Consider the following 23532-nt stretch of genomic DNA (forward strand, 5'->3'; position numbering starts at 1 on the left):
GATCACCCGGATCGGCGCGCCGCGCTCCGGAAGGCATCCCGTGGACCAAATGGCGCTGCTCCTCCTGCTCTTGCTCGGGGCTGTGGTCACGGTCCCCCTGGGCCAGCGCCTCGGGCTTCCCGCGCCGGTGCTGATGACGCTCTTCGGGGTCGGGCTGGCCTTCCTCAGCTTCGTGCCGAACGTGGACATCCCGCCGGAGATCATTCTTCCGGCGCTGCTGCCACCGCTGCTCTACGCCTCGGTGCAGCGGACCTCCTGGCGGCAGTTCGCCGCCAATAAACGCCCGATCTTTCTGCTGGCCGTGGCGCTGGTCTTCGTCACCACCGCGGCTGTCGCCGCCGTCGCCAACGCGATAGTCCCCGGGCTGCCCATCGCGGCCGCCGTGGCGCTCGGCGCGCTCGTCGCCCCGCCCGACCCGATCGCCGCGACGGCCGTCGCCGGTTCGGTCGGGCTGCCGCGCCGGCTCGTCTCCATCCTGGAGGGCGAGGGGCTGTTCAACGACGTCACCGCGATCGTGCTCTACCACGTGGCGATCGCCGCGGCGGTGAGCGGGAGCTTCTCGCTGCCGGAGGCCTTCGGGCTGCTGATCCTCTCCGCCGTGGTGGCCGTGGTGGTGGGGCTGGTGCTCGGCTGGCTGACCATCAAGCTGATGGGGATGCTGGGCGATGCCACGCTCCAGGTCGGCCTCACGCTGCTGGTGCCGTTCGTCAGCTACGTCCTCGCCGAGGAGCTGATGGGCTCGGGCGTGCTCGCCGTCCTCACCACCGCGCTCTTCCTCGCCGAGCACACCGCCGACGCCGACGACGTCCTCGGGCGGCTCACCGGCCGTACCTTCTGGGAGATCGTCGACACCCTGGTCACCGGGATCGCCTTCGGGCTGATCGGTCTCGAACTGCACAACGTCTTCGGGACGGCCGACGGCCGCGAGCTGGAGATGCTGGGCTGGGGGCTCGCCGTGGTCGTGGTGGTCGTCGGCGTACGGCTGCTGTACCTGCTGCCCGCCACCTGGCTGGCCAAGCGGCTGCACACCCGGCGCGACGTCAGCGAGGAGATCCCCACCAGCTGGCGGGAGACCGTCGTCATGTGGTGGTCCGGGATGCGCGGGGTGGCCTCGGTCGCGCTGGCGCTGGCGATCCCGCTGACGACCGACGACGGGAAGCCCTTCCCGGGCCGGGACGAGATCGTCTTCATCGCCTTCGCCGTGATCATGGCCACCCTCGTCGTCCAGGGGCTCAGCCTGCCCTGGCTGGTCCGCAAGCTCCGGGTCAAGGCCGACACCGACGCCGAGGAGGCGCTGGAGAAGGAGCTCGCGATCCGCGCCGCCAGGGCCGCCAAGCAGCGCCTGAAGGAGATCCAGGAGGTCGAGGAGTTCCCGGACGAGGTCACCGAGCGGCTCCAGCGGCTCGCTTACGACATGGGGGCGCGGATCAGCCCCGACATGGTCGACGACGAGCGGCGCGAGGCCTACGCCCAGCGGGCCGAGCGCTTCCGGGCGATCAGCCGGGTCCAGCGGGAGATGATGTCGGCCGCCCGCCACGCGGTGCTGTCGGCCCGCAACGAAGCGGGATCGGACCCGGAGATCGTCGACCGGGTCCTGCGGCAGCTGGACGTCCGCAGCCTGCGCTGAGCCGGCCGGCTGGCACCATGGACCTCATGAACATCATCCTTTTCCACTCGACGTACGGGCTGCGCCCCGCGGTGCACGCGGCGGCCGACCGGCTGCGCGCCGCCGGACACGAGGTGCAGGTGCCCGACCTGTTCGAGGGGCGCACCTTCGACACCGCCGAGAAGGGGCTGGCCTTCAAGGAAGAGGTGGGCAAGGACGAGTTGCTGAGGCGGGCCGTGCTGGCCGCCGCGCCCTACTCGGACCGCGGCCTGGTCTACGCGGGCTTCTCCTTCGGCGCCTCGACCGCGCAGACCCTGGCGCTCGGCGACGAGAAGGCGCGCGGCCTGCTGATGTTCCACGGCACCTCGGACATCGCCGAGAACGCCTCGGTGGACGAGCTGCCCGTACAGCTGCACGTCGCGGACCCGGACCCGTTCGAGACGCACGACTGGCTGAACTCCTGGTACCTCGGGATGCAGCGGACCGGCGCCGACGTCGAGATCTACCGCTACCCGGGCGCCGGCCACCTCTTCACCGATCCCGAACTCCCGGACTTCGACCAGGCGTCGGCCGAGCTGGCCTGGAAGGTCGGGCTCGGCTTCCTCGCCACCCTGTAGACGGCGGAAGGGCCCCGCGGTGTCGGCCGCGGGGCCCTTCGTGCCGTACGCCGCGCGGGGTCAGCCGCGGTAGGCGGTCCAGCTGTCGCTCATCCGCTGGACCTGGCCCGGGGTGAACTGGGTCATGCACGAGTCGTAGGTGTAGTCCATGAAGTTGTGGATCGGGTCGAGCCCGGTCTTGGTGGTGCAGGAGTCGCGGCCGGTGGGGCACTCGTACGCGGGGCTCGCCTCGGCCGGGGTGTCGGCCACGTAGTCGCCGTTGCCGTTACAGCCGCCCTGGAAGGTGTGGTACAGACCCATCCAGTGGCCGACCTCGTGGGTGGCGGTGTCGCCCTGGTTGTAGTTGGTGGCGGAGCCGCCGGGCAGCGAGGCGTCGAGGATGACCACCCCGTCGTTCGAGGGGCTGGACTTGTAGGAGCTGGGGAAGGTGGCCCAGCCCAGCAGCCCGCCGCCGAGGTTGGCGGTGTAGATGTTGAGCGCGTTCGCCCCGCCCTTGCGCAGCGCGGACTTCATGGTCTTCTCGGTGGTGGTGTCCGGGGAGACGTTGTACCAGGTGCTGTTGTCCGTGTAGTCCGTGCCGGCCAGCGTGAACTGGAAGCCGGTGCTGGTGTTGCCCGAGCCCTGTCCGGCGTAGGCGGCGTTCAGCACGTTCATCTGGTTGCTGATCGCGGACGCGCTGAGCTTTCCGGTCGTCCCGGAGTGGATGACGTGGAAGTAGACCGGGATGGTCGCGCCCGCGGCGAGCGCGGGGCCGCTCGTCCGGCGCTCCGCGAGTCTCTGCTTCAGCTGCTCCTCCATGGCCTTGGCACGGGCCGGCGTCACCTCGTTGGGGTCGGCGGCGTGCGCCTTGCCCGAGGGGCGGGCCTCGCGCGCCGTGGCGCTCGTGCCCGCGCTCGTACCGTCCGCGCACTTCTGGGCGGCGGACGTCCGGGCGGCCGTCGGAGCCGCCGAGGCGGAGGCGCCGGACGGGGCGGTGAGCGGTGCCAGGGCCAGGGTTCCGGCCAGGGCGGCGGTGCCGAGCATCCGGTTTCGCAGACGCGGCGATATACGGCCGAGAGCGCGCACGGGGACTCCTCCGGGTGTGAGGGTGAGGCGGGCCCTCGCCCGCCACCAGGAGATTACGTGTGCATGTCATTCCTGGAAGAGGAATGATCAAGCCCGATCCGGCACGTGTCAAAGGGGTGGAACCAGGACGAATCTTTTCGGCGGTCCAGGAGTTTGGGGCGGCGGTGCGTGCGCGGGAGTCACCCCGGCGGGTGGTGTGTCCCCTTTGGGGCCCGGAACACGCCACCCGCCGTAGTGATGTGATGAACCGTCAGTGAATGACGGGGTGGCCGAAAGTGATTCCTCAGAGCACCGGGCTGTTCACCCGCTCGACCTTCTGCGTTCCGTTGAGCGTCCGGTACGAGCGCATCCACGTGGCGGTGGCGTCCCGCTTCGTCCGGTCGGAGACGGCGTAGTAGTCCATCTGCGAGCGCTCGGCGGTCACGTCGAGGACCCCGTAGCCGTGCGAGTCCATGTCGACCCACTTCACGTGGCGGTTGGCGGCCTTGACCGCCGCGGCCGCGACCAGCGAGACGGTCTGCGGGGCCACGTGCAGGATGTCGTCGATGTTGTCCGAGGTCACCGACGTCACCACGAACTCCGTGGCGGCCGAGGCGGAGAGCGGATACGTCGCCGCCTTCACCGGCACGTCGTTGGCCCACGCCATGTGGATGTCACCGGTCAGGAAGACCGTGTTGGTGATCGACCGGTCCCGCAGGTGGGCGATCAGCTCCTTGCGGTCGTCGGTGTAGCCGTCCCACTGGTCGACGTTGACGGCCAGCCCCTCCTGGGGCAGGCCGAGCAGTTTGGCCAGCGGTGCCAGCAGCTCGGCGGGCAGGGAGCCGAAGGCGACCGGCGAGATCATCACCGAGGTGCCGACCAGCTTCCAGGCCGCGTCCGACGCGGCCAGCCCCGACTTCAGCCAGTCGAGCTGCGCCCGGCCGGTGATGGTGCGCTCCGGGTCGTCGACCGCGCCGCTGCCGATCGACGCCTGCTGGGAGCGGAAGCTGCGCAGGTCCAGGAGATGCAGCTCGGCGAGCCTGCCGAAGCGCAGCCGCCGGTAGACGGTGCCCTCGGTGGAGGCGCGGACCGGCATCCACTCGAAGTACGCCTGCTTGGCGGCGGCCACCCGGTCCGCCCAGGCGCCCTCCGTCCCCGGGGTGTGGTTCTCGGCCCCGCCCGACCAGGCGTCGTTGGCGAACTCGTGGTCGTCCCAGATCGCGATGACCGGGTGGACCGCGTGCAGCTCCTGGAGATCGGCGTCCGTCTTGTACGTGGCGTGCCGGAGCCGGTAGTCGGCGAGGGTGAGGATCTCGTGCCTCGGCTCGTGCGGCCGCACGGTGTACTTCGCCGCCGGGTAGCCGCCGGAGGCGTACTCGTAGATGTAGTCGCCGAGGTGGAGGACCGCGTCGAGGTCCGCGCGGGCGGCGAGGTGGCGGTAGGGGGAGAAGTAACCGGCCTCCCAGTTGGCGCAGGAGACCACGCCGAACCGCACCCCGGGCGTCGCGGCGCCGGCCGCCGGGGCCGTCCGGGTGCGGCCCACGGGGGAGAGGACGGTGCCCGCCGCGAAGCGGTAGTAGTACGTGCTCGCCGGGGCGAGCCCCCGCACGTCCGCCTTCACGGTGTGGTCGTGGGCGGCGCTCGCGGTGGCCGTCCCGCGGGCCACGACCGTACGGAACTCCTTGTCCTGGGCGATCTCCCAGTCCACCCGCACGTCGGGGCCGTTGCCCGAGCCGGGGACCGCCGTCGCGTCCGGCGTCACCCGGGTCCAGAGCAGGATGCCGTCGGGCAGCGGGTCGCCGGAGGCGACGCCGTGCAGGAAGGCGGGGTCGTCGTCGGAGGCGTGCGCGGTGGCCGCCGAGAGGAGCGGGGCGGCGAGCACGGCGCCGACCGCGGCGGCCTTGACGACCGTGCGACGGCGCGGGGCGTGGGGGCCGGAGCGGTCCGGCCTGGCGTCTGAAGGTATGCGACTGGTCACAGGCGATCAGACTACTGACTAGTACGCTCAAAGAGCGGGTGAATCCGAAGAGTTCACCCGCTCTTTCGCGTCGCGTCCTTACGCTCCCGCGTGCCGTGTCAGCCCTTCAGGGCCTTGTCGACGGCGGTGTTCCAGTCCTCGACGGTCATCGGCGCGTTCTTGCCGTCCGGACCGGTGATCTTCTTGCCGTCCATGACGAAGGACGGGGTGCCTTGGACGTCGTACTTGTTGTCGTTGAAGTTCTTCGACATCTCGATCGCCCAGCGATCGAAGGTGCCGTCCTTCACGTCCTTCTGGAACGTCTTGTTGTTCTTGAGCTCGGAGACGGTGTCCGCGATCTCGATGAGGTACGAGTCGTCCTTGAACTTGTCGTCCGTCTCCTCGGGGTGGTACTTCGCCGAGTAGAGGGCCTCCTTGTAGGAGGAGAAGGCGTCCTTGGAGACGTTGAGGGCGGCGCCGAGCGCGCTGAGCGCGTTGCGGGAGCCCTCGCCGGGGAGGTTGTTGTCGAGGAAGGTGGCACCCACGTACTGGACCTTGTACTTGCCGTCCTTCAGGTCCTTCGTGATCGTCGGGCCGATCGTCTGCTCGAACGTGGCGCAGATGGGGCAGCGCGGGTCCTCGTACGCGATGATCGTCTTCTTGGCGGTCTCCTCGCCGAGGGTGACCGTCGTGTGGTTCTTGCCGGTGGTGTTCTTGGGGGCGACCAGCGCCTTGTCCTTCGCGGCCTCCCACTGGGAGGGCTTGAGGCTCTGCATCACCAGGTAGCCCGCGCCGCCGGCTATCGCCAGGACGGCGACGACCGAACCGGCGACTATGGCCTGCCGCCGCGTCTTGTCCCGCTTGGCCTGGCGCTCGCGTTCGGCACGCAGCCGCTCACGGGCCGCGGTCTTCGCCTGCTGAGTGTTGCGCTTGCTCATGATGGATCGACTCTCCGTGGATCTGGTGAAGGGGTGGGACTGCCGTGCTCGGGGGTCAGCGGACCCGGCAGGGCGGTCCGCGCAGACCGACGGAGTACGCGAGGAGGCGGCCGCGCAGGACGGGCGCGCGCGGTGCCGGGCGCGGGCGGAGCCGGGCGGGCTCCCGGCGGGCCGTGACCGCGGCGACGGCGATCAGCAGCGGCCGGAACGTGGCGGCGGCCACCGCGCGCAGCAGCCGGGCGAGCGCCACCTCGCCGCGCCACAACCAGGCCGCCGCGAGGAGCCCGACCGAGACGTGGGCGGCGAGCAGCAGCCAGGGGGTCGCCGACGCGGAACCGGCGCCGGGCGCGGCGACATGCGTCAACGGCGTACCGAGCGGTTCGCCGCCGCAGATCAGGTCCCAGCCCATGGACCGCAACGACCCCGCCACGGGCCCGCCCTCCGGGCCGTAGCAGGCGTGCTGGCCGCTGGTGAACACCGTGTCCGCCGCGAGTTCGAGCGGGACGAGCAGCGCGGCGATGGGCCAGAAGCCCCGCTCGCGCCCACCCGCCAGGGCGAAGGCCAGTACGAAGACGGCCACGCCGATCGGCGCGATCAGCGACAGGGGCAGCGGTACCGAGGAGAGCAGGACGTGGGCGCCCGTGGACAGCGTGAGGCACAGCGCGGTGAAGAGCGCTGCCCGTGCCGCCCGGAGGCCGGTCGTCTGCGTGTCCATCGCGGTAATTCTGCCATGCCGGTTCCCGGAGGACAGAGGGCCCGGCGGTAGGGATTCGGTTGCCCGGATCGTGGCTGAAATCGCCGAAATTACCGATGTCTGGGAGGTGTGAAGTCGTGTCGCGTCCGGGGTGGCGCCGATGCGCGGGAGACGCGGATCGAAACCCGTGTGCATTACGGCGTGAATCAAGGATGCGGAATTGGAAAAGGCCCGCCCTTATTCGGGCGGGCCTTTTCCGGGGGCGGGTCAGCAAATCTTTACGGAACCGGATTCCAGGGTCAGGTTCTTGGAGTAGATCCAGCCCTTCGTCTCGCCCCCGGCCAGGCGTCCGTACACCCAGAGGTTCCCGTACTTGTTGTAGACGCCGCACCAGGCGTAGAACGTGGTGCCGGGCGCCACCGAAAGGGTCTGGGCGCACGTTTCGGCAGGTCCGTTGCGCAGGTGGCCGACCACGACCTTGTGGACGGCGTCGGAGTTGTTGTGGCCGACGCTCCCGCAGCCGTAGCCGGCGGCGCTCGCGGACGACGCGGTACCGATGGTGAAGCCCCCCAGGACCGCGGTCGTGGCGGCTATCGAAACCAGAGCCTTCTTGACGTTCATATCCCCCACCGATTTCCTTCACTATTTCGGAACGAGGGGATGCTAACGCCTGTCGGGAGGCGGGGCAATGGGTTAACGGATGCGGGCGGGAATGAGGATTCAGGAAAATCGCCATATTCCCGAGGGGGATGGTGCGGGGTGTCGTGTTTTGTCGCGGTGACGTCCATCACGGCGACCGTGTGTGACCGTGGTCGGCGAGCCCCCTCGTCCGGCCGCCCGGAGACGTAGACTTCCACGCTGTCCCCCCACCCAGCCGTCGTCCGTTCTTCCGGAGGAACAGCGCCGTGACCAAGCCGCCCTTCACGCACCTGCACGTCCACACCCAGTACTCGCTGCTGGACGGTGCGGCGCGGCTCAAGGACATGTTCGCCGCCTGCAACGAGATGGGCATGTCCCACATCGCGATGACGGACCACGGCAACCTGCACGGGGCCTACGACTTCTTCCACTCGGCGCAGAAGGCGGGCGTGACGCCCATCATCGGCATCGAGGCGTACGTCGCCCCCGAGTCCCGCAAGCACAAGCGGAAGATCCAGTGGGGCCAGCCGCACCAGAAGCGCGACGACGTCTCCGGTTCGGGTGGTTACACCCACAAGACGATCTGGGCGTCGAACGCGACCGGGCTGCACAACCTCTTCAAGCTGTCCTCGGACGCGTACGCCGAGGGCTGGCTCCAGAAGTGGCCCCGGATGGACAAGGAGACCATCGCCCAGTGGTCCGAGGGGCTGATCGCCTCCACCGGCTGCCCCTCCGGCGAGGTCCAGACCCGGCTGCGGCTCGGCCAGTTCGACGAGGCGGTCCAGGCGGCCTCCGACTACAAGGACATCTTCGGCGAGGGCAGGTACTTCCTGGAGCTGATGGACCACGGCATCGAGATCGAGCGCCGGGTCCGCGACGGACTGCTGGAGATCGGCAAGAAGCTCGGCATCCCGCCGCTGGTGACCAACGACTCGCACTACACCTACGCGCACGAGGCCACCGCGCACGACGCCCTGCTCTGCATCCAGACCGGCAAGAACCTCTCCGACCCGGACCGCTTCCGCTTCGACGGCACCGGCTACTACATCAAGTCCGCCGACGAGATGTACGCCGTCGACTCCTCCGACGCCTGGCAGGAGGGATGCCGCAACACCCTGCTGGTCGCCGAGCAGATCGACACCACCGGGATGTTCGAGAAGCGCGACCTGATGCCGAAGTTCGACATCCCGGACGGCTACACCGAGATCACCTGGTTCCAGGAGGAGGTCCGGGCCGGCATGGAGCGCCGCTTCCCGGGCGGCGTCCCCGAGGACCGGCAGAAGCAGGTCGAGTACGAGATGGACATCATCATCCAGATGGGGTTCCCGGGGTACTTCCTGGTCGTCGCCGACTTCATCATGTGGGCCAAGAACAACGGCATCGCCGTCGGCCCCGGCCGTGGCTCCGCGGCCGGTTCGATCGTGGCGTACGCGATGGGCATCACCGACCTCGACCCGATCGAGCACGGGCTGATCTTCGAGCGGTTCCTCAACCCCGAGCGCGTCTCCATGCCCGACGTCGACATCGACTTCGACGAGCGTCGGCGCGTCGAGGTGATCAGGTACGTGACGGAGAAGTACGGCGCCGACAAGGTCGCCATGATCGGCACGTACGGAAAGATCAAGGCGAAGAACGCCATCAAGGACTCCGCCCGCGTCCTCGGCTACCCGTACGCGATGGGCGACCGGCTCACCAAGGCCATGCCCGCCGACGTCCTCGGCAAGGGCATCGACCTCAACGGCATCACCGACCCCAAGCACCCGCGCTACAGCGAGGCGGGCGAGATCCGGGGGATGTACGAGAACGAGCCGGACGTCAAGAAGGTCATCGACACCGCCAAGGGCGTCGAGGGCCTGGTCCGCCAGATGGGCGTGCACGCCGCCGGCGTCATCATGTCCAGCGAGCCGATCGTCGACCACGCCCCGATCTGGGTGCGGCACACCGACGGCGTCACCATCACCCAGTGGGACTACCCGCAGTGCGAGTCGCTCGGCCTGCTGAAGATGGACTTCCTGGGCCTGCGCAACCTCACGATCATGGACGACGCCGTGAAGATGGTGGAGTCCAACAAACACGTCAAGCTGGACCTGCTGGCCCTCCCGCTGGACGACCCCAAGACCTACGAGATGCTCTGCCGCGGCGACACGCTCGGCGTGTTCCAGTTCGACGGCGGGCCGATGCGCTCCCTGCTGCGCCAGATGCAGCCCGACAACTTCGAGGACATCTCCGCCGTCTCGGCCCTCTACCGGCCGGGCCCGATGGGCATGAACTCGCACACGAACTACGCCGAGCGCAAGAACGGCCGCCAGGAGATCACCCCGATCCACCCGGAGCTGGAGGAGCCCCTCAAGGAGGTCCTCGGCCTCACCTACGGCCTGATCGTGTACCAGGAGCAGGTGCAGAAGGCCGCCCAGATCGTCGCGGGGTACTCCCTCGGCGAGGCCGACATCCTCCGCCGCGTGATGGGCAAGAAGAAGCCCGAGGAACTGGCGAAGAACTTCGTCCTCTTCGAGGCGGGCGCCAAGAAGAAGGGCTTCTCCGACGAGGCGATCAAGGCCCTGTGGGACGTGCTGGTGCCGTTCGCCGGGTACGCCTTCAACAAGGCGCACTCCTCCGCGTACGGCCTGGTCACCTACTGGACCGCGTACCTCAAGGCGAACTACCCCGCCGAGTACATGGCGGCGCTGCTCACCTCGGTCAAGGACGACAAGGACAAGTCGGCCGTCTACCTCAACGAGTGCCGGCGCATGGGCATCAAGGTGCTCCCGCCCAACGTCAACGAGTCGCTGTCGAACTTCGCTGCCCAGGGCGACGACGTGATCCTCTTCGGCCTCACCGCCGTGCGCAACGTCGGCCAGAACGTCGTCGACTCGATCATCCGGTGCCGCAAGGCGAAGGGGAAGTACAGCTCCTTCCCCGACTTCCTGGACAAGGTCGAGGCGGTCGTCTGCAACAAGCGCACCGTCGAGTCCCTGATCAAGGCCGGCGCCTTCGACGAGATGGGCCACACCCGCAAGGGCCTGGTCGCCCACCACGAGCCGATGATCGACAACGTGGTGCAGGTCAAGCGCAAGGAGGCCGAGGGGCAGTTCGACCTCTTCGGCGGCATGGGCGACGAGGAGAGCGACGAGCCGGGCTTCGGGCTGGACGTGGAGTTCTCCGACGTCGAGTGGGAGAAGGCCTACCTGCTCGCCCAGGAGCGCGAGATGCTCGGCCTGTACGTCTCGGACCACCCGCTCTTCGGCCTGGAGCACGTGCTCTCGGACAAGGCCGACGCCTCGATCTCCCAGCTGACCGGCGGCGAGCACAGCGACGGCGCGGTCGTCACCGTCGGCGGCATCATCTCCGGTCTCCAGCGCAAGATGACCAAGCAGGGCAACGCCTGGGCCATCGCCACCGTCGAGGACCTGGCCGGCTCCATCGAGTGCATGTTCTTCCCGGCCACCTACCAGCTGGTCTCCACCCAGCTCGTCGAGGACACCGTCGTCTTCGTCAAGGGCCGGCTGGACAAGCGGGAGGACGTGCCCCGGCTCGTCGCCATGGAGATGCAGGTCCCCGACATCTCCAACGCGGGCACCAACGCCCCCGTGGTGCTGACCATCCCCACCGTCAAGATCACCCCGCCCATGGTCAGCCGCCTCGGCGAGGTCCTCGCCAGCCACCGGGGCGACACCGAGGTACGGATCAGGCTCCAGGGCCCTCGCAAGACCACCGTGCTCCGGCTCGACCGCCACCGGGTCAAGGCCGACCCGGCCCTCTACGGTGACCTGAAGGTGCTGCTCGGCCCGTCCTGCCTGGCCGGCTGACCCGAGCTCGGACACGACGAGGGGGCGCCCCGCGAAAGCGGTGCGCCCCCTCGTGCCAACCGGCCCGTCACCGGGCCGACGGCGCCCGGGTCAGTTGTGCCCGAACCGCCGCTGGTGCTTACGCGCAACATCGGCAGGGCTGCCCTGGGCCTGCGACTGAGGCTGTATCTGCGACTCGTATCCGGTCGAACGCGTCTCTTCCGCACCGCGCTGCGGACCCGCCGCGCGGTTCTGCTGGCCGCCCTGCTTGCGGTTCTTGTTCTTGGCCATGGTCTTCCTCCTGTGGGGACTCTCGGGGCCAGGACCGCGTTCAGATTCACATGACGGTATAAACCGTGCATGTTGGATCATTACCGTGCGTAGCGGGGGTAGGAGACGCGTCGTTCTTCCGTTCCGCCACGCCGATGATCGAGTTCCGGACGTCAAGCCCCGCAGGGTCGGGCAGACTCGGAGCAAACCCATGGCAAGGACCGCACCCGAACTTCTGGAAGAGGGTGGATCGCGTGGACCGTTGCGTCGTCCTGGTGGACGCCGGTTATCTGCTGGGCGCGGCCGCGAGCCTGCTGGCCGGGGAACCCGCCCGGTCCCGCATCACGGTCGACCACACGGCCCTCGTCCGGGGGCTGCGCGAGCGGGCCGAGGCCGACACGGAGCAGCCGCTGCTGCGGATCTACTGGTTCGACGGCGCCCCCGACCGGGTGCCCCAGCCCGAGCACCGCAGACTGCGCGTGATGCCCCGGGTGACCGTCCGGCTCGGCGCACTGACCCGCAGCGACGGGCGCTGGGCGCAGAAGGGCGTCGACGCCGCGATGCACGCCGAGCTCACCGAGCTGGCCCGGAACCGGGCCTGCTCCGACGTGGTGCTGGTGACCGGCGACGGGGACCTGCTGCCCGGCCTGATGTCCGCCAAGGAGCACGGCGTCGCCGTCCACCTGTGGGCCGTCCAGGCCGCCGACGGCGACTACAACCAGTCCGAGGACCTGGTGGCCGAGGCCGACGAACGCCGGGTCCTCGACCGGGCCTGGATCACCCAGGCCGTACGCGCCAAGGAGACCGGTGGCGTCTGCGCCCCGCCGCCCGCCCCCCGCCCGGAGATCGCCGCGATCCTCTCCGCGCCGCTCCCGGAGGCCGCCCTCGCCGCCTCCGCCGAGCGGGCCTCCGAGGCCCGCGCCGCCGCGGCCAACGGCACCGCCGCCCCGCCCGAGGGGACCACCGCCCCCGACCGGCCGGTGCCCGGCGGCCGCGCCGTACCCACCCCCAAGGACCTGGCGGGCAGTCTGCGCGGCCCCGTTCCCGCCGCCCCGCCCGAGCGGCACCTCCCGCAGCCCGCCCAGGCCGGTGCCACCCTGCGCTGGTCCTCCGACAAGAGCTGGACGGACCGCGGCGGCCCCCTGGGCGAGCCAGCCGAGACCGCCTCGCTGCCCACGCTCGCCCAGCTCACCAGCGCCGAGCAGCGCTGGGCGGACCGTGAGGAGGACATCACCACCGTCGGCGGCGACCCCTTCGAGGTCGGCCAGGTCTTCGCCCGCCGCTGGCTGGAACGGCTCCCGGAGAACGCCCACCTCCAGCAGCTCTCCACCATGTACCCGCGCATTCCGCACCGCATCGACGGCGAGCTGCTGCGGTACGCGGCCCGGTTCGGTCTGCTCGCCCACAAGGACGACCAGATCGACGAGCACGACCGGTACGCGATCCGGGCGGGGTTCTGGCGGGAGATCGACGTGCGCGCCGCCGCCGAGCACACCCCCGCCGCCGAGCGGACCGGCCCGTCGGCGGGCTGACGGCCGTCCCGCCCGACCGCCGCGGACCCGCTCCCCGGCACCCGCCCGGCCCGGCCCCGGGCGCGGCCGGGGGTGTCCGACCCCGTACCCTCGTACCTCGTGAGTACGGGCACAGCACAGGCGCAGCAGGCGGCCGGAACCGTGTGCGCGGTGCGTGATCTGGTCAAGACCTATCCCGCCGCACGCGGCCGCCGGGACACACCGGCCACCCCCGAGGTGCGGGCCACCGACGGGATCAGCCTGGACATCCGGCGCGGTGAGATCTTCGGCCTCCTCGGCCCCAACGGCGCCGGCAAGTCAACCCTGGTACGCCAGCTCACCGGACTGATGCGCCCCGATTCCGGCACCGTGACGGTGCTGGGCCACGACCTGGTCCGCCACCCCGACCGGGCCGCCCGGCTGATCGGCTACCTCGGGCAGGAGTCCACCGCGCTGGACGAGCTGACCGTCGCGCTCGCCGCCGAGACCACCGGGCGGCTGCGCGGCCTCGCGGCGGCGGACGCCCGCGCCGAGCGCGACGCCGTCCTCGACGAACTGGGGCTCACCGGGATCGCGGGACGCCCCCTGAAGAAGCTCTCCGGCGGGCAGCGGCGGCTCGCCTGCTTCGCCGCGGCCCTGGTCGGCGAGCGCCCCGTCCTGGTGCTGGACGAGCCGACGACCGGCATGGACCCGGTGGCGCGGCGCGCCGTCTGGGCGGCGGTGGACCGGCGCCGGGCCGAGCGCGGCGCCACGGTGCTGCTCGTCACCCACAACGTCATCGAGGCCGAGACGGTCCTCGACCGGGTCGCCGTGATCGACCACGGCCGGGTCATCGCCTGCGACACCCCGGCCGGGCTGAAGGAACGCGTCGCGGGCGAGGTCCGCGTCGAGCTGGTGTGGCGGGAGCGGGCGCCGCTGGACGTGCCCGAGGTCGCCGCGCTGCGCCCCCTCGCCGAGGAGTCCGGGCGGCGCTGGGTGCTCCGGCTCGGCCCCGACCGGGCGCGGGCGGCGGTCGCCGCGGTGACCGGCTCCACCGCCTTCGCCGCGCTCGACGACTTCGCCGTGGCCACGCCCAGCCTGGAGGACGTCTACCTCGCGCTCGGCGGGGACACCACCGCGGGGCTGGTGAAGGCATGACCGGCGGGACCACCGGGCGCGTCCGCGCGACCGGGGAGCGAACGAACAGGAGCAGCACCAGGTGACGAGCATCGTGCCCGCGGACGCGGTGACCGGGCCGGTCCGGACCGGCCCGGACGACCGCCCGGCCCATGGCGGGGAGCCCGCGCCGCTCGCGCCCCGGGCCCGGCTGTTCCCCGCGCTCGCGGCCGTCTACCGCGCCCAGCTCTCCCGGGCCAGGGTCGCCCGGATCCCGCTGCTCTTCGTCGCGACGTTCCAGTCGGTCGGGATCATGGTCCTGATGCGCGGGGTGGTCGACGGGGAGGCCGAGTCCCGGGCCGTCGTGGCCGGATCGGCGGTGCTGGTGGTCGCCTTCGTCGCGCTCAACCTCCTCGCCCAGTACTTCGGGCAGCTGCGGGCCGGCGGCGGGCTCGACCACTACGCGACCCTGCCGGTGCCGCCGGCCGCGGTGGTGCTCGGGGCGGCCGGGGCGTACGCCTCCTTCACGGTGCCGGGCACGGTCGTCACGGCGGTCGCCGGCAGCGTTCTCTTCGGGCTGCCGCTGGCCCATCTGTGGGTGCTGGTCGCCGTGATCCCGCTCGCCGGGGCGGCGCTGGCCGGGCTGGGCGCGGCGCTGGGGCTGCTCGCGCCCCGGCAGGAGCTGGCCACGCTCCTGGGCCAGCTGGGCATGTCGGCGGCGCTGCTGCTCGGGGTGCTCCCGGCGGACCGGCTGCCCGCACCGGTCGGCTGGGCGCGCGACCTGCTGCCCTCGACGTACGGGGTGGAGGCGCTCGCGCGGTCCTTCGACGCCCGGCCCGACTGGGCGGTCGTCGTGCTGGACCTCGCCGTCTGCGCCGTCGTCGGGGTCCTCTCGCTGGCCGTGGCGACCTGGGCGTACCGCAGGGCGGCGGTCCGGTGAGGCGCGGCCGCGTGGCGCCTGGCACGATGGCACGGTGACCGCACCCCTGACGCCGCCTCACCAGCCCTCGCCGAACGACCCCTGGCAGACCCCGCCGGACGGGGGCGGCCCCGGGGGATCCCACCTGGCCGGGACGGGTGACCCGAAAGCGCCCGGGGAGAAGGGGCTCGCCCAGGAGCTGGCGCAGGCGGCGGTCGTCGCCCTGCTCGTCACCGTCCTCGGCGTGGTGTTCGGGCTGCTCTGGCTGTGGCTGGCGCCCCGGGTGCCGCTGATCTCGGACAGCACCGCCGTCTTCCTGAACGACAGCGAGGGCGAGGAGGCGATCGGCGCCGACGGCACGTTCGTGCTGCTGGGGCTGGCCTTCGGGGCGGTCTCCGCGGCCCTGGTCTTCTGGTTCCGGCGCAGCGGCGGCATCGCGCTGGTGGTGGCGCTCGCGGTGGGCGGTCTGCTCGGTTCGCTGGTGGCCTGGTGGCTGGGGGTGGCTCTCGGGCCGACCTCGGACGTGGTCGCGCACGCGCGGGCGGTCGGCAAGGGCGTGGTCTTCGACGCGCCGCTCGAACTGCGGTCGAAGGTGGCGCTGCTGGCGGCGCCGGTGGGCGCGATGGCGGTCCACCTCGGGCTGACCGGGCTGTTCGGGCCGCGCGACCCGGAGCCGGAGTGGGGCGTGTTCCCGGGCGGGCCCGCGCCGTGGCCCCCGGCGCCCGGGACGCCCGCGCCGCCCGGCGCGCCCGTGGACGGCCGGACGCCGCAGGGCCCCGCGCAGCCGTAGGGCGGGTCCGCCGCATCACGGCCGGGGTCGCGGCTCCGGCACGGCGCCTCGCGGCTCCTTCCCCGGGCCCTCCACCCCGTTCGAGCAGGAAAAGACCCCGGGGAGAACGCTCCTGTGCCCCGCGACGCACCGCACCGGGCACGGCGCCCTGCCCGCCCCGATCCGCCGGACAGGCCCTGCGGCTCAGTCCCCCCGGCCGATCTCCGCGAACACCGCCCCCGTCAGCGCCGCCAGGTCCTCGGGGGCGAGCTCGACCTCCAGCCCGCGGCGGCCCGCCGAGACGCAGATCGTCCCGTGGTCGCGCGCCGAGGCGTCCAGCACCGTGCGCAGCCGCTTGCGCTGGCCCAGCGGGGAGATGCCGCCCCGTACGTAGCCGGTGGTGCGCTCGGCGGCGGCCGGGTCGGCCATGGCGGCCCGCTTGCCGCCCACCGCGGCGGCCAGCGCCTTCAGGTCCAGCGTGCCGGCCACCGGGACGACCGCCACGGTCAGCGCGCCGTCGACCTCCGCGACCAGCGTCTTGAAGACCCGGTCGGGGGAGACGCCCAGGGCCTCGGCCGCCTCCTCGCCGTAGGAGGCGGCGGCCGGGTCGTGCTCGTAGGAGCGGACGGTGAACGGGGTGCCGGACGCGGTCAGGGCGACCGTCGCCGGGGTGCCGCCGGACTGCTGCTGCTTCTTCGACTTCTTCGCCACGGGGGAGAGGTCCTCGGATCAGTTGAGGTGGGTCGGCGCGCGGGTCAGGTCCACCGCGGGCAGGGACGGCAGATGGCGGATGACGGCGGTCTCGGTACGCAGCAGCGTCAGCTCCTCGCGCAGCCGGCTCGCCGTGTCGGGCGCCTGGAGCAGCCGCTGCTTGGCCGGTACGCCGAGCACGGCCGCCGCCGCGACCAGGTACGAGACGACGGCCGGGTCGTCCGGCAGCTCCGCACCGGTCGTCAGGGACCGCTCGCTCGCCCCGGCCAGCCGCTTCTGATACGTGCGGAAGGCCCGCAGGACGCCCTCGGCCAGCGCGCCCGCCTCCTCGCCGCTCTCCTCGGCCAGTTCCTCGACCTCGGCCGTCAGGAAGGGGCCGCCGGTCTCGACGGAGAGCAGCCTGATCCGGGTGGTGCCGGTCGCCAGGACCTCGAAGGTGCCGTCCGGCCGCTCCCGGATCTTCGCCGCGTCGGCGATGCAGCCGATCTCGTGGAAGGTCCGCGCCGGATCGGCGCCGAACCCCTCCGCCGGGCCCCGCTCGGCGGGGCCGTTCAGGGCGTCGGGCATCCCGGTCCCGGTGCGGGCGGTCTCGTGGCCGTCGCGGATCGCGACGACGGCGAAGCGGCGGGGTTCGTCCTCGTCGGTCTTCAGCAGCTCGCGCATCATGGCGCGATATCGCTCCTCGAAGACGTTCAGCGGCAGCACGAGGCCGGGGAACAGCACCGCGTTCAGCGGGAACAGGGGCAGTCGGGCGGTGGTCACAGCGGTCAAGCGTAATGGCCGCCGGGCCGTCCCCGGCCGGTCCGTCCCGGGAACGGTGCGGTACAGGCCGCCCGGAGCCGGGTGTCGTCCCGTGCCGCGAGGAAGCCGCCGAGCGGATCCTCGGCCACCGACGACCACGGGAACGAGGCGGCGTGCGGCCCGATCCGCCGGAACTGCTCCAGCGCCTCCGCCCAACGGCCCCGGGCGATCAGCACGAACGCCAGGAGATTGCGCGCCTCGGCGAGCCAGGGCCCGCCCGGCGGGTACCCGCCGGACAGGGCGATGCCCAGGTCCGCCGCCGTGTCGATCCGGGCCTCCTGCACCGAGTTGGGCCGCGCCCTCGGCCCGTCGGCCAGCAGGGCGAAGGCGGCCCGCAGCGGCAGCGCCTGCACCAGCGAGCCGGGCAGCGCGTCCTCGGCGGCCCGCTCGGCGAAGTCGAAGCACTCGCGGTGCGAGCCGTACCAGGCGGCGGAGAGGTAGCGCAGCGCCGACACATGGCAGCCGTAGTGGTGCGAGGAGCGGCGCACCGCCTGCTCCCACAAGGCTTCGAACACGGTGTGCGTGGCGTGGGTGCCGCGCGCGTGGTCGAGGGCCAGGCGCCAGGGCACCGGATCGCGCGGGTCGCCCTCGGCCGCCGCCGTGATCAGCGGCCCGACCTCGCGCAGCTGCTCGGCGCGGGCGGGCGACTCCCAGGCCCGGCGGACCGACAGCTCGGCCTTGACCAGCGCCGCGTCCGGGTCGTGCGGGGCGTCGGTGAGCCAGGCGGCCAGCCAGTCGTCGCGGCTGCGGGCGAAGGTGACGAGCCGGCCGAGATAGCGGTCGCGGTTCTCCCACTCGGCGCGGTCCCGGGTGGCGGCGAGAAGAGCGGCGGCCGGGCCGTATTCACCGAGGGCCGCGGCGACCAGCGCCGGGGAGAGGCGTTCGTCGGGTGCGTCGAGCAGCACCTCGTCGTCCGCGGGCAGTCCGGTGGACGTCTCCCGCGGAGGGCGCCGGGCCGTACCCGCGGCGCGGAGCAGAGCACGAAGGATTGGCATGGTGCAGACCATTGAAAAGCGCTGGTGGGGACGGCGCCAGAGGGGCGCTGTGAAGCTTTGGTGCCGAGTGGAGGGGTTGCATCCGCGTGAGTCAAGAAGAGGTAAAGGAATACGCGGAATATGGCTGGATGTCATTGCTCGGGCCAAGGGCGCCCGACCGCCCTGGCGCGGCTCGGGCGGCCGTTCGACGGTGTTCCCGGAACGGGCGGTGCGGCCACCACCCGCCCCGGAATGGCCGGATCACGTCAGCCCCGGCGGAGCAGCCGCGAGGCGCCCGTCGCGACGGTCGTGGCGAGTATCCAGCCGAGCAGGATGAGCACCGCCGAACCCCACTGCCAGCCGCCCTCCATCCGCCAGTACCCGTCCTGGCCCAGATTGATCACCGGGATCAGCAGATCGAGCGCGTACAGGGCGGGGTTCCAGTCCGGATGCTCGTCCTGCTTGATCGCCTCCGGCACCTGCTGCATGAAGGCCAGCGTCCCCGCCGCCCACAGCAGCGCCATCCACAAAGCGGCCCGCCCCGGCCGGTAGCCGTACGCCACCGTCCAGTCCTGGAGGTAGCCCCACAGCTTCGCGGCGAGCGGCAGCGTCTCGCGTCTCCGCCGCTGCTTGGCCAGCTGCACCTCCCGGGCGTCCGCGTCCTCCCCGCAGCTGCGGAGCACCGTCGCCAGCCGCTCGTACGGCTCCGGCACGTACTCCGGGGTCGCCGCCGCCACCCACTCCAGGCGCCGGGAGAGCGGGAAGTGACCGTACGGGACGAGGTTCTCGTAGACGAAGCCGCCCATGGCCAGCCCGCCCGGCCCCGGCCAGCTGGTCGACACGTCGATCAGCGTGACCACCCGGGCGCCGTTCAGCACGACCCGGCCCTCCTCCGGCCGCTCCGCGTTGAACCGCAGCTCCGGCGTGACGATCCTGCGCAGCGACAGCTCCTCGTGCCGGCCCAGCACGAACCGCGCCCGGTGCAGGTCGACCGCGTCGCCGAACCGCCCGTCGTCCAGCCGCACCCCGCCCCGGCACTCCAGGATCTGCGAACGCGTCCCGCTCGCCGGCGTCGACGCCATGAGCGTGCCGTACGGGGGAGTGGTGCCCTGGACGCCGGTGTCGACGCTCACCCACGCCTCGCTCATGTACAGCGTGCGCTCCACGGAGAGCTGCGGGGCGTTCAGCGCGCGCCGCCCCTCGGTGCTCCGCAGCCGGCTGCCGCGCAGGCTCAGCGAACCGCCGACCTTCGCCCCGCGCAGACTCAGCTCGCCGCGCGCCTCGACCAGCTCCGCCTGGAGGTCCTGGGCGACCGACATCCCGTCCGCGGCCAGGGCGCGCCCGGTGCGGTCGGGGCCCAGCTCGATCTGGCTGAGCAGCAGATCGGTGCCGATCTGGGCGTCGGTGAGCCGGAGGCCGTACGGGATGCGGCAGCGCGGCAGATGCAGATCGCCCTCGGTGCGCAGCCGCGCCGCCTCCAGCCTCGGCATCGCGCAGCCGACGATCCGCAACGTCGTGAAGTGGCACTCCGGCAGCACCACCTCGCGCTCGAAGCGGCAGCCGGTCATCTCCACGTACGGCGCGACCCGCCCGCCCGCGAGGTCGAGCGTTCCGGTGATCCGCACGCCCCGGAGCTTCAGCGCCGCGACTCGGCCGGGCCTCGGCGGCGGACCGGACAGCAGCAGCCGGGCGACGACACGCCCGTCCACGCTGCGCTCCGGTCCCCAGACCACCGGGGCGAACGGGTCGTCCTGCGCGGGGTCGCGGGCGCGCAGATCGTAGGTACTGCCGTTCCGGAAGCTCTGCCACATGCCCAGCTCGGCAGCGCTCAGACCGTCCGGAAAATCGCCATCGTGCGGCTCGGTCACGGGTGCCCCTTCCGCTCGGAGCTGTTCTTCCCTCTGAGTGACCTGGTGAAAGCTATTGGTCACCAGTGACACCCAAGGCATGTATCAGCCAGTGATACGGGCGCTCGGGCGGCGCGGGCGGTCTGCGAGAATTGCGGTGTGATCTCTCGAATCGATCTGCGCGGCACCGCCCTTCCCGAGGGTGGAGCCCTGCGCGACCTGCTGCCCCGTGCCGAGTTCGACGTGGAAGCCGCTCTGGAGACGGTGCGGCCCATCTGCGAGGACGTACGCCATCGAGGCTCCGAGGCAGTGATCGAGTGGGGCGAGAAGTTCGACGGCGTACGGGTCGGGTCCGTGCGTGTCCCGGCCGCCGCGATCGCCGACGCCGCCGAGCGGCTGGATCCCGCCGTCCGGGCCGCCCTGGAGGAGTCGATCCGCCGCGCCCGGCTCGTCCACCGCGAGCAGCGCCGCACCACGCACACCACCCAGGTCGTCCCCGGCGGCACCGTCACCGAGAAGTGGGTGCCGGTCGAGCGCGTCGGGCTGTACGTCCCGGGCGGGCGCTCCGTCTACCCCTCGTCCGTGGTCATGAACGTCGTACCGGCCCAGGAGGCGGGCGTCGAGGGCATCGCCGTCGCCTCCCCGCCGCAGAAGGAGTTCGGCGGCCTGCCGCACCCCACGATCCTCGCCGCCTGCGCCCTGCTCGGCGTCGACGAGGTGTACGCGGCCGGCGGCGCCCAGGCGGTCGCGATGTTCGCGTACGGCACGGCCGACTGCCCGTCGGTCAACCTGGTCACCGGCCCCGGAAACATCTACGTCGCCGCCGCCAAGCGCCTCCTCAAGGGCCGCATCGGCATCGACGCCGAGGCGGGCCCCACCGAGATCGCGATCCTCGCCGACGCCACCGCCGACCCGGTGCACGTCGCCGCCGACCTGATCAGCCAGGCCGAGCACGACCCGATGGCCGCCGCCGTCCTGGTCACCGACTCCGCGGAGCTGGCCGCGGCCACCGAGGCCGAGCTGGCGCCGCAGATCGCCGCGACCAAGCACGTCACCGACCGGATCGAGCCCGCGCTGGCCGGACGCCAGTCCGCGATCGTCGTCGTCGACGACCTGGCGGCCGGCCTCAAGGTCGTCGACGCCTACGCCGCCGAGCACCTGGAGATCCAGACCGCCGACGCCTCCGCCGTCGCCGCCCGGGTCCGCAACGCCGGCGCGATCTTCGTCGGCCCCTGGTCCCCGGTCTCGCTCGGCGACTACTGCGCGGGCTCCAACCACGTGCTGCCCACCGGCGGCTGCGCCTGCCACTCCTCGGGCCTGTCGGTGCAGTCCTTCCTGCGCGGCATCCACATCGTCGACTACACGCGCGACGCGCTCGCCGAGGTCGCCCACCACGTCGTGACCCTCGCCGAGGCGGAGGACCTGCCCGCCCACGGTGCCGCGCTCAAGGCCAGGTTCGGCTGGAAGGTACCGCAGCAGTGACGCACGCCCGCCCCACCCGCATCGACGACCTCCCCGTCCGCGACGAACTGCGCGGCAAGTCCCCGTACGGGGCGCCCCAGCTCGACGTACCGGTGCGGCTGAACACCAACGAGAACCCCTACCCGCTGCCCGAGGCGCTGGTCGACCGGATCGCCGAGCGGGTCCGCGAGGCCGCCCGCGACCTCAACCGCTACCCCGACCGGGACGCCGTCGAGCTCCGCACCGAGCTCGCCCGCTACCTCAGCCGCACCGCCGGCCACGAGGTCTCCCTCGCCAACGTCTGGGCGGCCAACGGCTCCAACGAGGTCCTCCAGCAACTGCTGCAGACCTTCGGCGGCCCCGGCCGCACCGCGATCGGCTTCGAGCCCTCGTACTCGATGCACGCCCTCATCGCCCGGGGCACCGGCACCGGCTGGATCTCCGGGCCGCGCAACGAGGACTTCACCATCGACGTCGGAGCCGCCCGCGCGGTCGTCGCCGAGCGCCGCCCCGACGTCGTCTTCATCACCTCCCCCAACAACCCCACCGGCACCGCCGTCGACGCGGAGACCGTCCTCGCGCTGTACGAGGCCGCCCAGGCGGCCGGCCCGTCGATGGTCGTCGTCGACGAGGCGTACGGCGAGTTCAGCCACCACCCCTCGCTGCTCCCGCTGATCGAGGGCCGCCCGAACCTGGTGCTCTCGCGCACCATGTCCAAGGCGTTCGGCGCCGCCGGGCTCCGCCTGGGCTACCTGGCCGCCGACCCGGCCGTGGTGGACGCCGTGCAGCTGGTGCGGCTGCCGTACCACCTCTCCTCGATCACCCAGGCGACCGCGCTCGCCGCCCTGGAGCACACCGATACGCTGCTCGGATACGTCGCGCAGCTCAAGAGCGAGCGCGACCGGATCGTCACCGAACTGCGCGCCCTCGGCTACGAGGTGACCGAATCGGACGCGAACTTCGTCCAGTTCGGCCGCTTCCCCGACAGCCACACCGTCTGGCAGCGCATCCTCGACCGGGGCGTCCTGGTCCGGGACAACGGCGTACCGGGATGGCTGCGGGTCTCCGCGGGCACCCCGGCGGAGAACGACGCGTTCCTCGATGCGGTACGCGAACTCAAGAAGGAGCTGGACGCATGACCCGCGTAGGCCGGGTGGAACGCACCACCAAGGAAACCTCGGTGCTCGTCGAGATCAATCTCGACGGCACCGGAGAGGTCGACGTGTCGACCGGAGTCGGTTTCTACGACCACATGCTCGACCAGCTCGGCCGGCACGGGCTCTTCGACCTCACCGTCAAGACCGACGGCGACCTGCACATCGACACGCACCACACCATCGAGGACACCGCCCTCGCGCTCGGCGCCGCCTTCAAGCAGGCACTCGGCGACAAGACCGGCATCTACCGCTTCGGCAACTGCACGGTCCCGCTGGACGAATCGCTCGCCCAGGTCACCGTCGACCTCTCCGGCCGCCCCTACCTGGTGCACACCGAGCCGGAGAACATGGCGCCGATGATCGGCTCCTACGACACGACGATGACCCGGCACATCCTGGAGTCCTTCGTCGCCCAGGCGCAGATCGCCCTGCACGTCCACGTGCCCTACGGGCGCAACGCCCACCACATCGTGGAGTGCCAGTTCAAGGCGCTCGCCCGCGCCCTGCGCTACGCCAGCGAGCACGACCCGCGCGCCGCCGGGACCATCCCCTCCACGAAGGGCGCGCTGTGACCGGCCTCAACACCATACTCATCGTTCTCGGCCTCTTCCTGGCCGGCGGTGTCTACTCCTTCTCCAAGCAGAAGATGCCCAAGGGGGTCATCGTGCTGCTCGGACTGGCGTCCGTGATGTGCCTGCTCGCGGGCGTGCTGCGCATCCAGGGACTCTGGGACTGAG

Annotated in this window: 21 protein-coding genes; 11 read left to right on the plus strand and 10 right to left on the minus strand. The window is 71.7% G+C overall.

What is annotated here, in order from left to right:
- Window positions 1–40: 40 nt before the first annotated feature.
- Together ACWC97_RS14030 and ACWC97_RS14035 are read left to right on the plus strand one after the other, a co-directional pair.
- Complete coding sequence (locus ACWC97_RS14030; RefSeq protein WP_352274914.1) at window positions 41–1627, plus strand: Na+/H+ antiporter; 1587 nt, start codon at window positions 41–43, stop codon at window positions 1625–1627.
- 17 nt (window positions 1628–1644) lie between these two features.
- Window positions 1645–2223: a dienelactone hydrolase family protein gene (locus tag ACWC97_RS14035; protein ID WP_352274915.1), complete on the plus strand. Its 579-nt coding sequence runs from the start codon at window positions 1645–1647 to the stop codon at window positions 2221–2223.
- A 60-nt stretch (window positions 2224–2283) separates the two neighbouring features.
- On the opposite strand, the gene ACWC97_RS14040 is transcribed toward ACWC97_RS14035, so the two are convergent.
- From ACWC97_RS14040 to ACWC97_RS14060, 5 genes are all read right to left on the minus strand, one after another.
- Window positions 2284–3246 carry a zinc metalloprotease gene (locus tag ACWC97_RS14040; protein WP_352275099.1) on the minus strand — a complete coding sequence of 321 codons (963 nt, stop codon included), beginning with the start codon at window positions 3244–3246 and terminating at the stop codon, window positions 2284–2286.
- 325 nt (window positions 3247–3571) lie between these two features.
- Entirely contained in the window at window positions 3572–5245 is a 1674-nt protein-coding gene (locus ACWC97_RS14045; protein ID WP_450649371.1) for an alkaline phosphatase D family protein, read from the minus strand.
- A gap of 98 nt (window positions 5246–5343) precedes the next feature.
- The gene (locus ACWC97_RS14050) at window positions 5344–6162 is read right to left on the minus strand and encodes a thioredoxin domain-containing protein (protein ID WP_352274917.1); all 819 of its coding nucleotides are present in this window, start codon (window positions 6160–6162) and stop codon (window positions 5344–5346) included.
- Window positions 6163–6217: 55 nt separating this feature from the next.
- Window positions 6218–6877 carry a hypothetical protein gene (locus tag ACWC97_RS14055; RefSeq protein WP_450649373.1) on the minus strand — a complete coding sequence of 220 codons (660 nt, stop codon included), beginning with the start codon at window positions 6875–6877 and terminating at the stop codon, window positions 6218–6220.
- Window positions 6878–7123: 246 nt separating this feature from the next.
- Window positions 7124–7477 (minus strand): hypothetical protein, encoded by a 354-nt coding sequence (locus ACWC97_RS14060; protein ID WP_352274919.1) that lies wholly within the window; start codon window positions 7475–7477, stop codon window positions 7124–7126.
- A 284-nt stretch (window positions 7478–7761) separates the two neighbouring features.
- Between ACWC97_RS14060 and dnaE the strand changes: the two genes are divergently transcribed.
- Complete coding sequence (gene dnaE / locus ACWC97_RS14065; RefSeq protein WP_352274920.1) at window positions 7762–11301, plus strand: DNA polymerase III subunit alpha; 3540 nt, start codon at window positions 7762–7764, stop codon at window positions 11299–11301.
- Window positions 11302–11391: 90 nt separating this feature from the next.
- Here dnaE and ACWC97_RS14070 read toward each other — a convergent pair whose 3' ends face one another.
- Window positions 11392–11571, minus strand: a complete 180-nt coding sequence (locus ACWC97_RS14070; protein ID WP_385211302.1) for a hypothetical protein — start codon at window positions 11569–11571, stop codon at window positions 11392–11394.
- A gap of 224 nt (window positions 11572–11795) precedes the next feature.
- Between ACWC97_RS14070 and ACWC97_RS14075 the strand changes: the two genes are divergently transcribed.
- The 4 genes from ACWC97_RS14075 (at window position 11796) to ACWC97_RS14090 (ending at window position 15865) form a co-directional block, all read left to right on the plus strand.
- Window positions 11796–13082 carry an NYN domain-containing protein gene (locus ACWC97_RS14075; RefSeq protein WP_450649376.1) on the plus strand — a complete coding sequence of 429 codons (1287 nt, stop codon included), beginning with the start codon at window positions 11796–11798 and terminating at the stop codon, window positions 13080–13082.
- Between the two features lie 141 nt (window positions 13083–13223).
- Window positions 13224–14198 (plus strand): ABC transporter ATP-binding protein, encoded by a 975-nt coding sequence (locus ACWC97_RS14080; protein WP_352275100.1) that lies wholly within the window; start codon window positions 13224–13226, stop codon window positions 14196–14198.
- A gap of 61 nt (window positions 14199–14259) precedes the next feature.
- Window positions 14260–15096 (plus strand): ABC transporter permease, encoded by an 837-nt coding sequence (locus tag ACWC97_RS14085; protein ID WP_450649378.1) that lies wholly within the window; start codon window positions 14260–14262, stop codon window positions 15094–15096.
- A 34-nt stretch (window positions 15097–15130) separates the two neighbouring features.
- The gene (locus ACWC97_RS14090) at window positions 15131–15865 is read left to right on the plus strand and encodes an ABC transporter permease (protein ID WP_352274923.1); all 735 of its coding nucleotides are present in this window, start codon (window positions 15131–15133) and stop codon (window positions 15863–15865) included.
- A gap of 183 nt (window positions 15866–16048) precedes the next feature.
- Here ACWC97_RS14090 and ybaK read toward each other — a convergent pair whose 3' ends face one another.
- From ybaK to ACWC97_RS14110, 4 genes are all read right to left on the minus strand, one after another.
- On the minus strand, window positions 16049–16555 hold the full coding sequence (gene ybaK, locus ACWC97_RS14095; protein WP_352274924.1) for a Cys-tRNA(Pro) deacylase: 507 nt from the start codon (window positions 16553–16555) through the stop codon (window positions 16049–16051).
- A gap of 18 nt (window positions 16556–16573) precedes the next feature.
- Window positions 16574–17317 carry an LON peptidase substrate-binding domain-containing protein gene (locus ACWC97_RS14100; protein ID WP_352274925.1) on the minus strand — a complete coding sequence of 248 codons (744 nt, stop codon included), beginning with the start codon at window positions 17315–17317 and terminating at the stop codon, window positions 16574–16576.
- Window positions 17318–17322: 5 nt separating this feature from the next.
- Window positions 17323–18363 (minus strand): hypothetical protein, encoded by a 1041-nt coding sequence (locus tag ACWC97_RS14105; RefSeq protein ID WP_352274926.1) that lies wholly within the window; start codon window positions 18361–18363, stop codon window positions 17323–17325.
- A gap of 233 nt (window positions 18364–18596) precedes the next feature.
- Window positions 18597–20198, minus strand: a complete 1602-nt coding sequence (locus ACWC97_RS14110) for an oxidoreductase (protein WP_352274927.1) — start codon at window positions 20196–20198, stop codon at window positions 18597–18599.
- Window positions 20199–20336: 138 nt separating this feature from the next.
- On the opposite strand from ACWC97_RS14110, the gene hisD reads away from it, so the two are divergent.
- From hisD to ACWC97_RS14130, 4 genes are read left to right on the plus strand one after another with little or no spacing between them, the layout of a single operon-like run.
- Window positions 20337–21659 (plus strand): histidinol dehydrogenase, encoded by a 1323-nt coding sequence (gene hisD, locus ACWC97_RS14115; RefSeq protein WP_352274928.1) that lies wholly within the window; start codon window positions 20337–20339, stop codon window positions 21657–21659.
- Complete coding sequence (locus ACWC97_RS14120; protein WP_352274929.1) at window positions 21656–22777, plus strand: histidinol-phosphate transaminase; 1122 nt, start codon at window positions 21656–21658, stop codon at window positions 22775–22777. Before hisD ends, ACWC97_RS14120 begins: the two co-directional genes overlap by 4 nt.
- On the plus strand, window positions 22774–23367 hold the full coding sequence (gene hisB / locus ACWC97_RS14125; protein WP_352274930.1) for an imidazoleglycerol-phosphate dehydratase HisB: 594 nt from the start codon (window positions 22774–22776) through the stop codon (window positions 23365–23367). The genes ACWC97_RS14120 and hisB overlap by 4 nt, the downstream gene beginning before the upstream one ends.
- The gene (locus ACWC97_RS14130; RefSeq protein ID WP_352274931.1) at window positions 23364–23531 is read left to right on the plus strand and encodes a hypothetical protein; all 168 of its coding nucleotides are present in this window, start codon (window positions 23364–23366) and stop codon (window positions 23529–23531) included. The genes hisB and ACWC97_RS14130 overlap by 4 nt, the downstream gene beginning before the upstream one ends.
- Window position 23532 lies beyond the last annotated feature (1 nt).

Source organism: Streptomyces sp. NPDC001108 (assembly GCF_053598535.1).

Coding starts and splice junctions, on each gene's coding strand:
- ACWC97_RS14035 (WP_352274915.1), top strand. CDS start 1,645: ATGGACCTCATGAACATCATCCTTTTCCACTCGACGTACGGGCTGCGC.
- ACWC97_RS14040 (WP_352275099.1), bottom strand. CDS start 3,246: ATGCTCGGCACCGCCGCCCTGGCCGGAACCCTGGCCCTGGCACCGCTC.
- ACWC97_RS14050 (WP_352274917.1), bottom strand. CDS start 6,162: ATGAGCAAGCGCAACACTCAGCAGGCGAAGACCGCGGCCCGTGAGCGG.
- ACWC97_RS14055 (WP_450649373.1), bottom strand. CDS start 6,877: ATGGACACGCAGACGACCGGCCTCCGGGCGGCACGGGCAGCGCTCTTC.
- ACWC97_RS14060 (WP_352274919.1), bottom strand. CDS start 7,477: ATGAACGTCAAGAAGGCTCTGGTTTCGATAGCCGCCACGACCGCGGTC.
- ACWC97_RS14070 (WP_385211302.1), bottom strand. CDS start 11,571: ATGGCCAAGAACAAGAACCGCAAGCAGGGCGGCCAGCAGAACCGCGCG.
- ACWC97_RS14105 (WP_352274926.1), bottom strand. CDS start 18,363: ATGGTCTGCACCATGCCAATCCTTCGTGCTCTGCTCCGCGCCGCGGGT.
- hisB (WP_352274930.1), top strand. CDS start 22,774: ATGACCCGCGTAGGCCGGGTGGAACGCACCACCAAGGAAACCTCGGTG.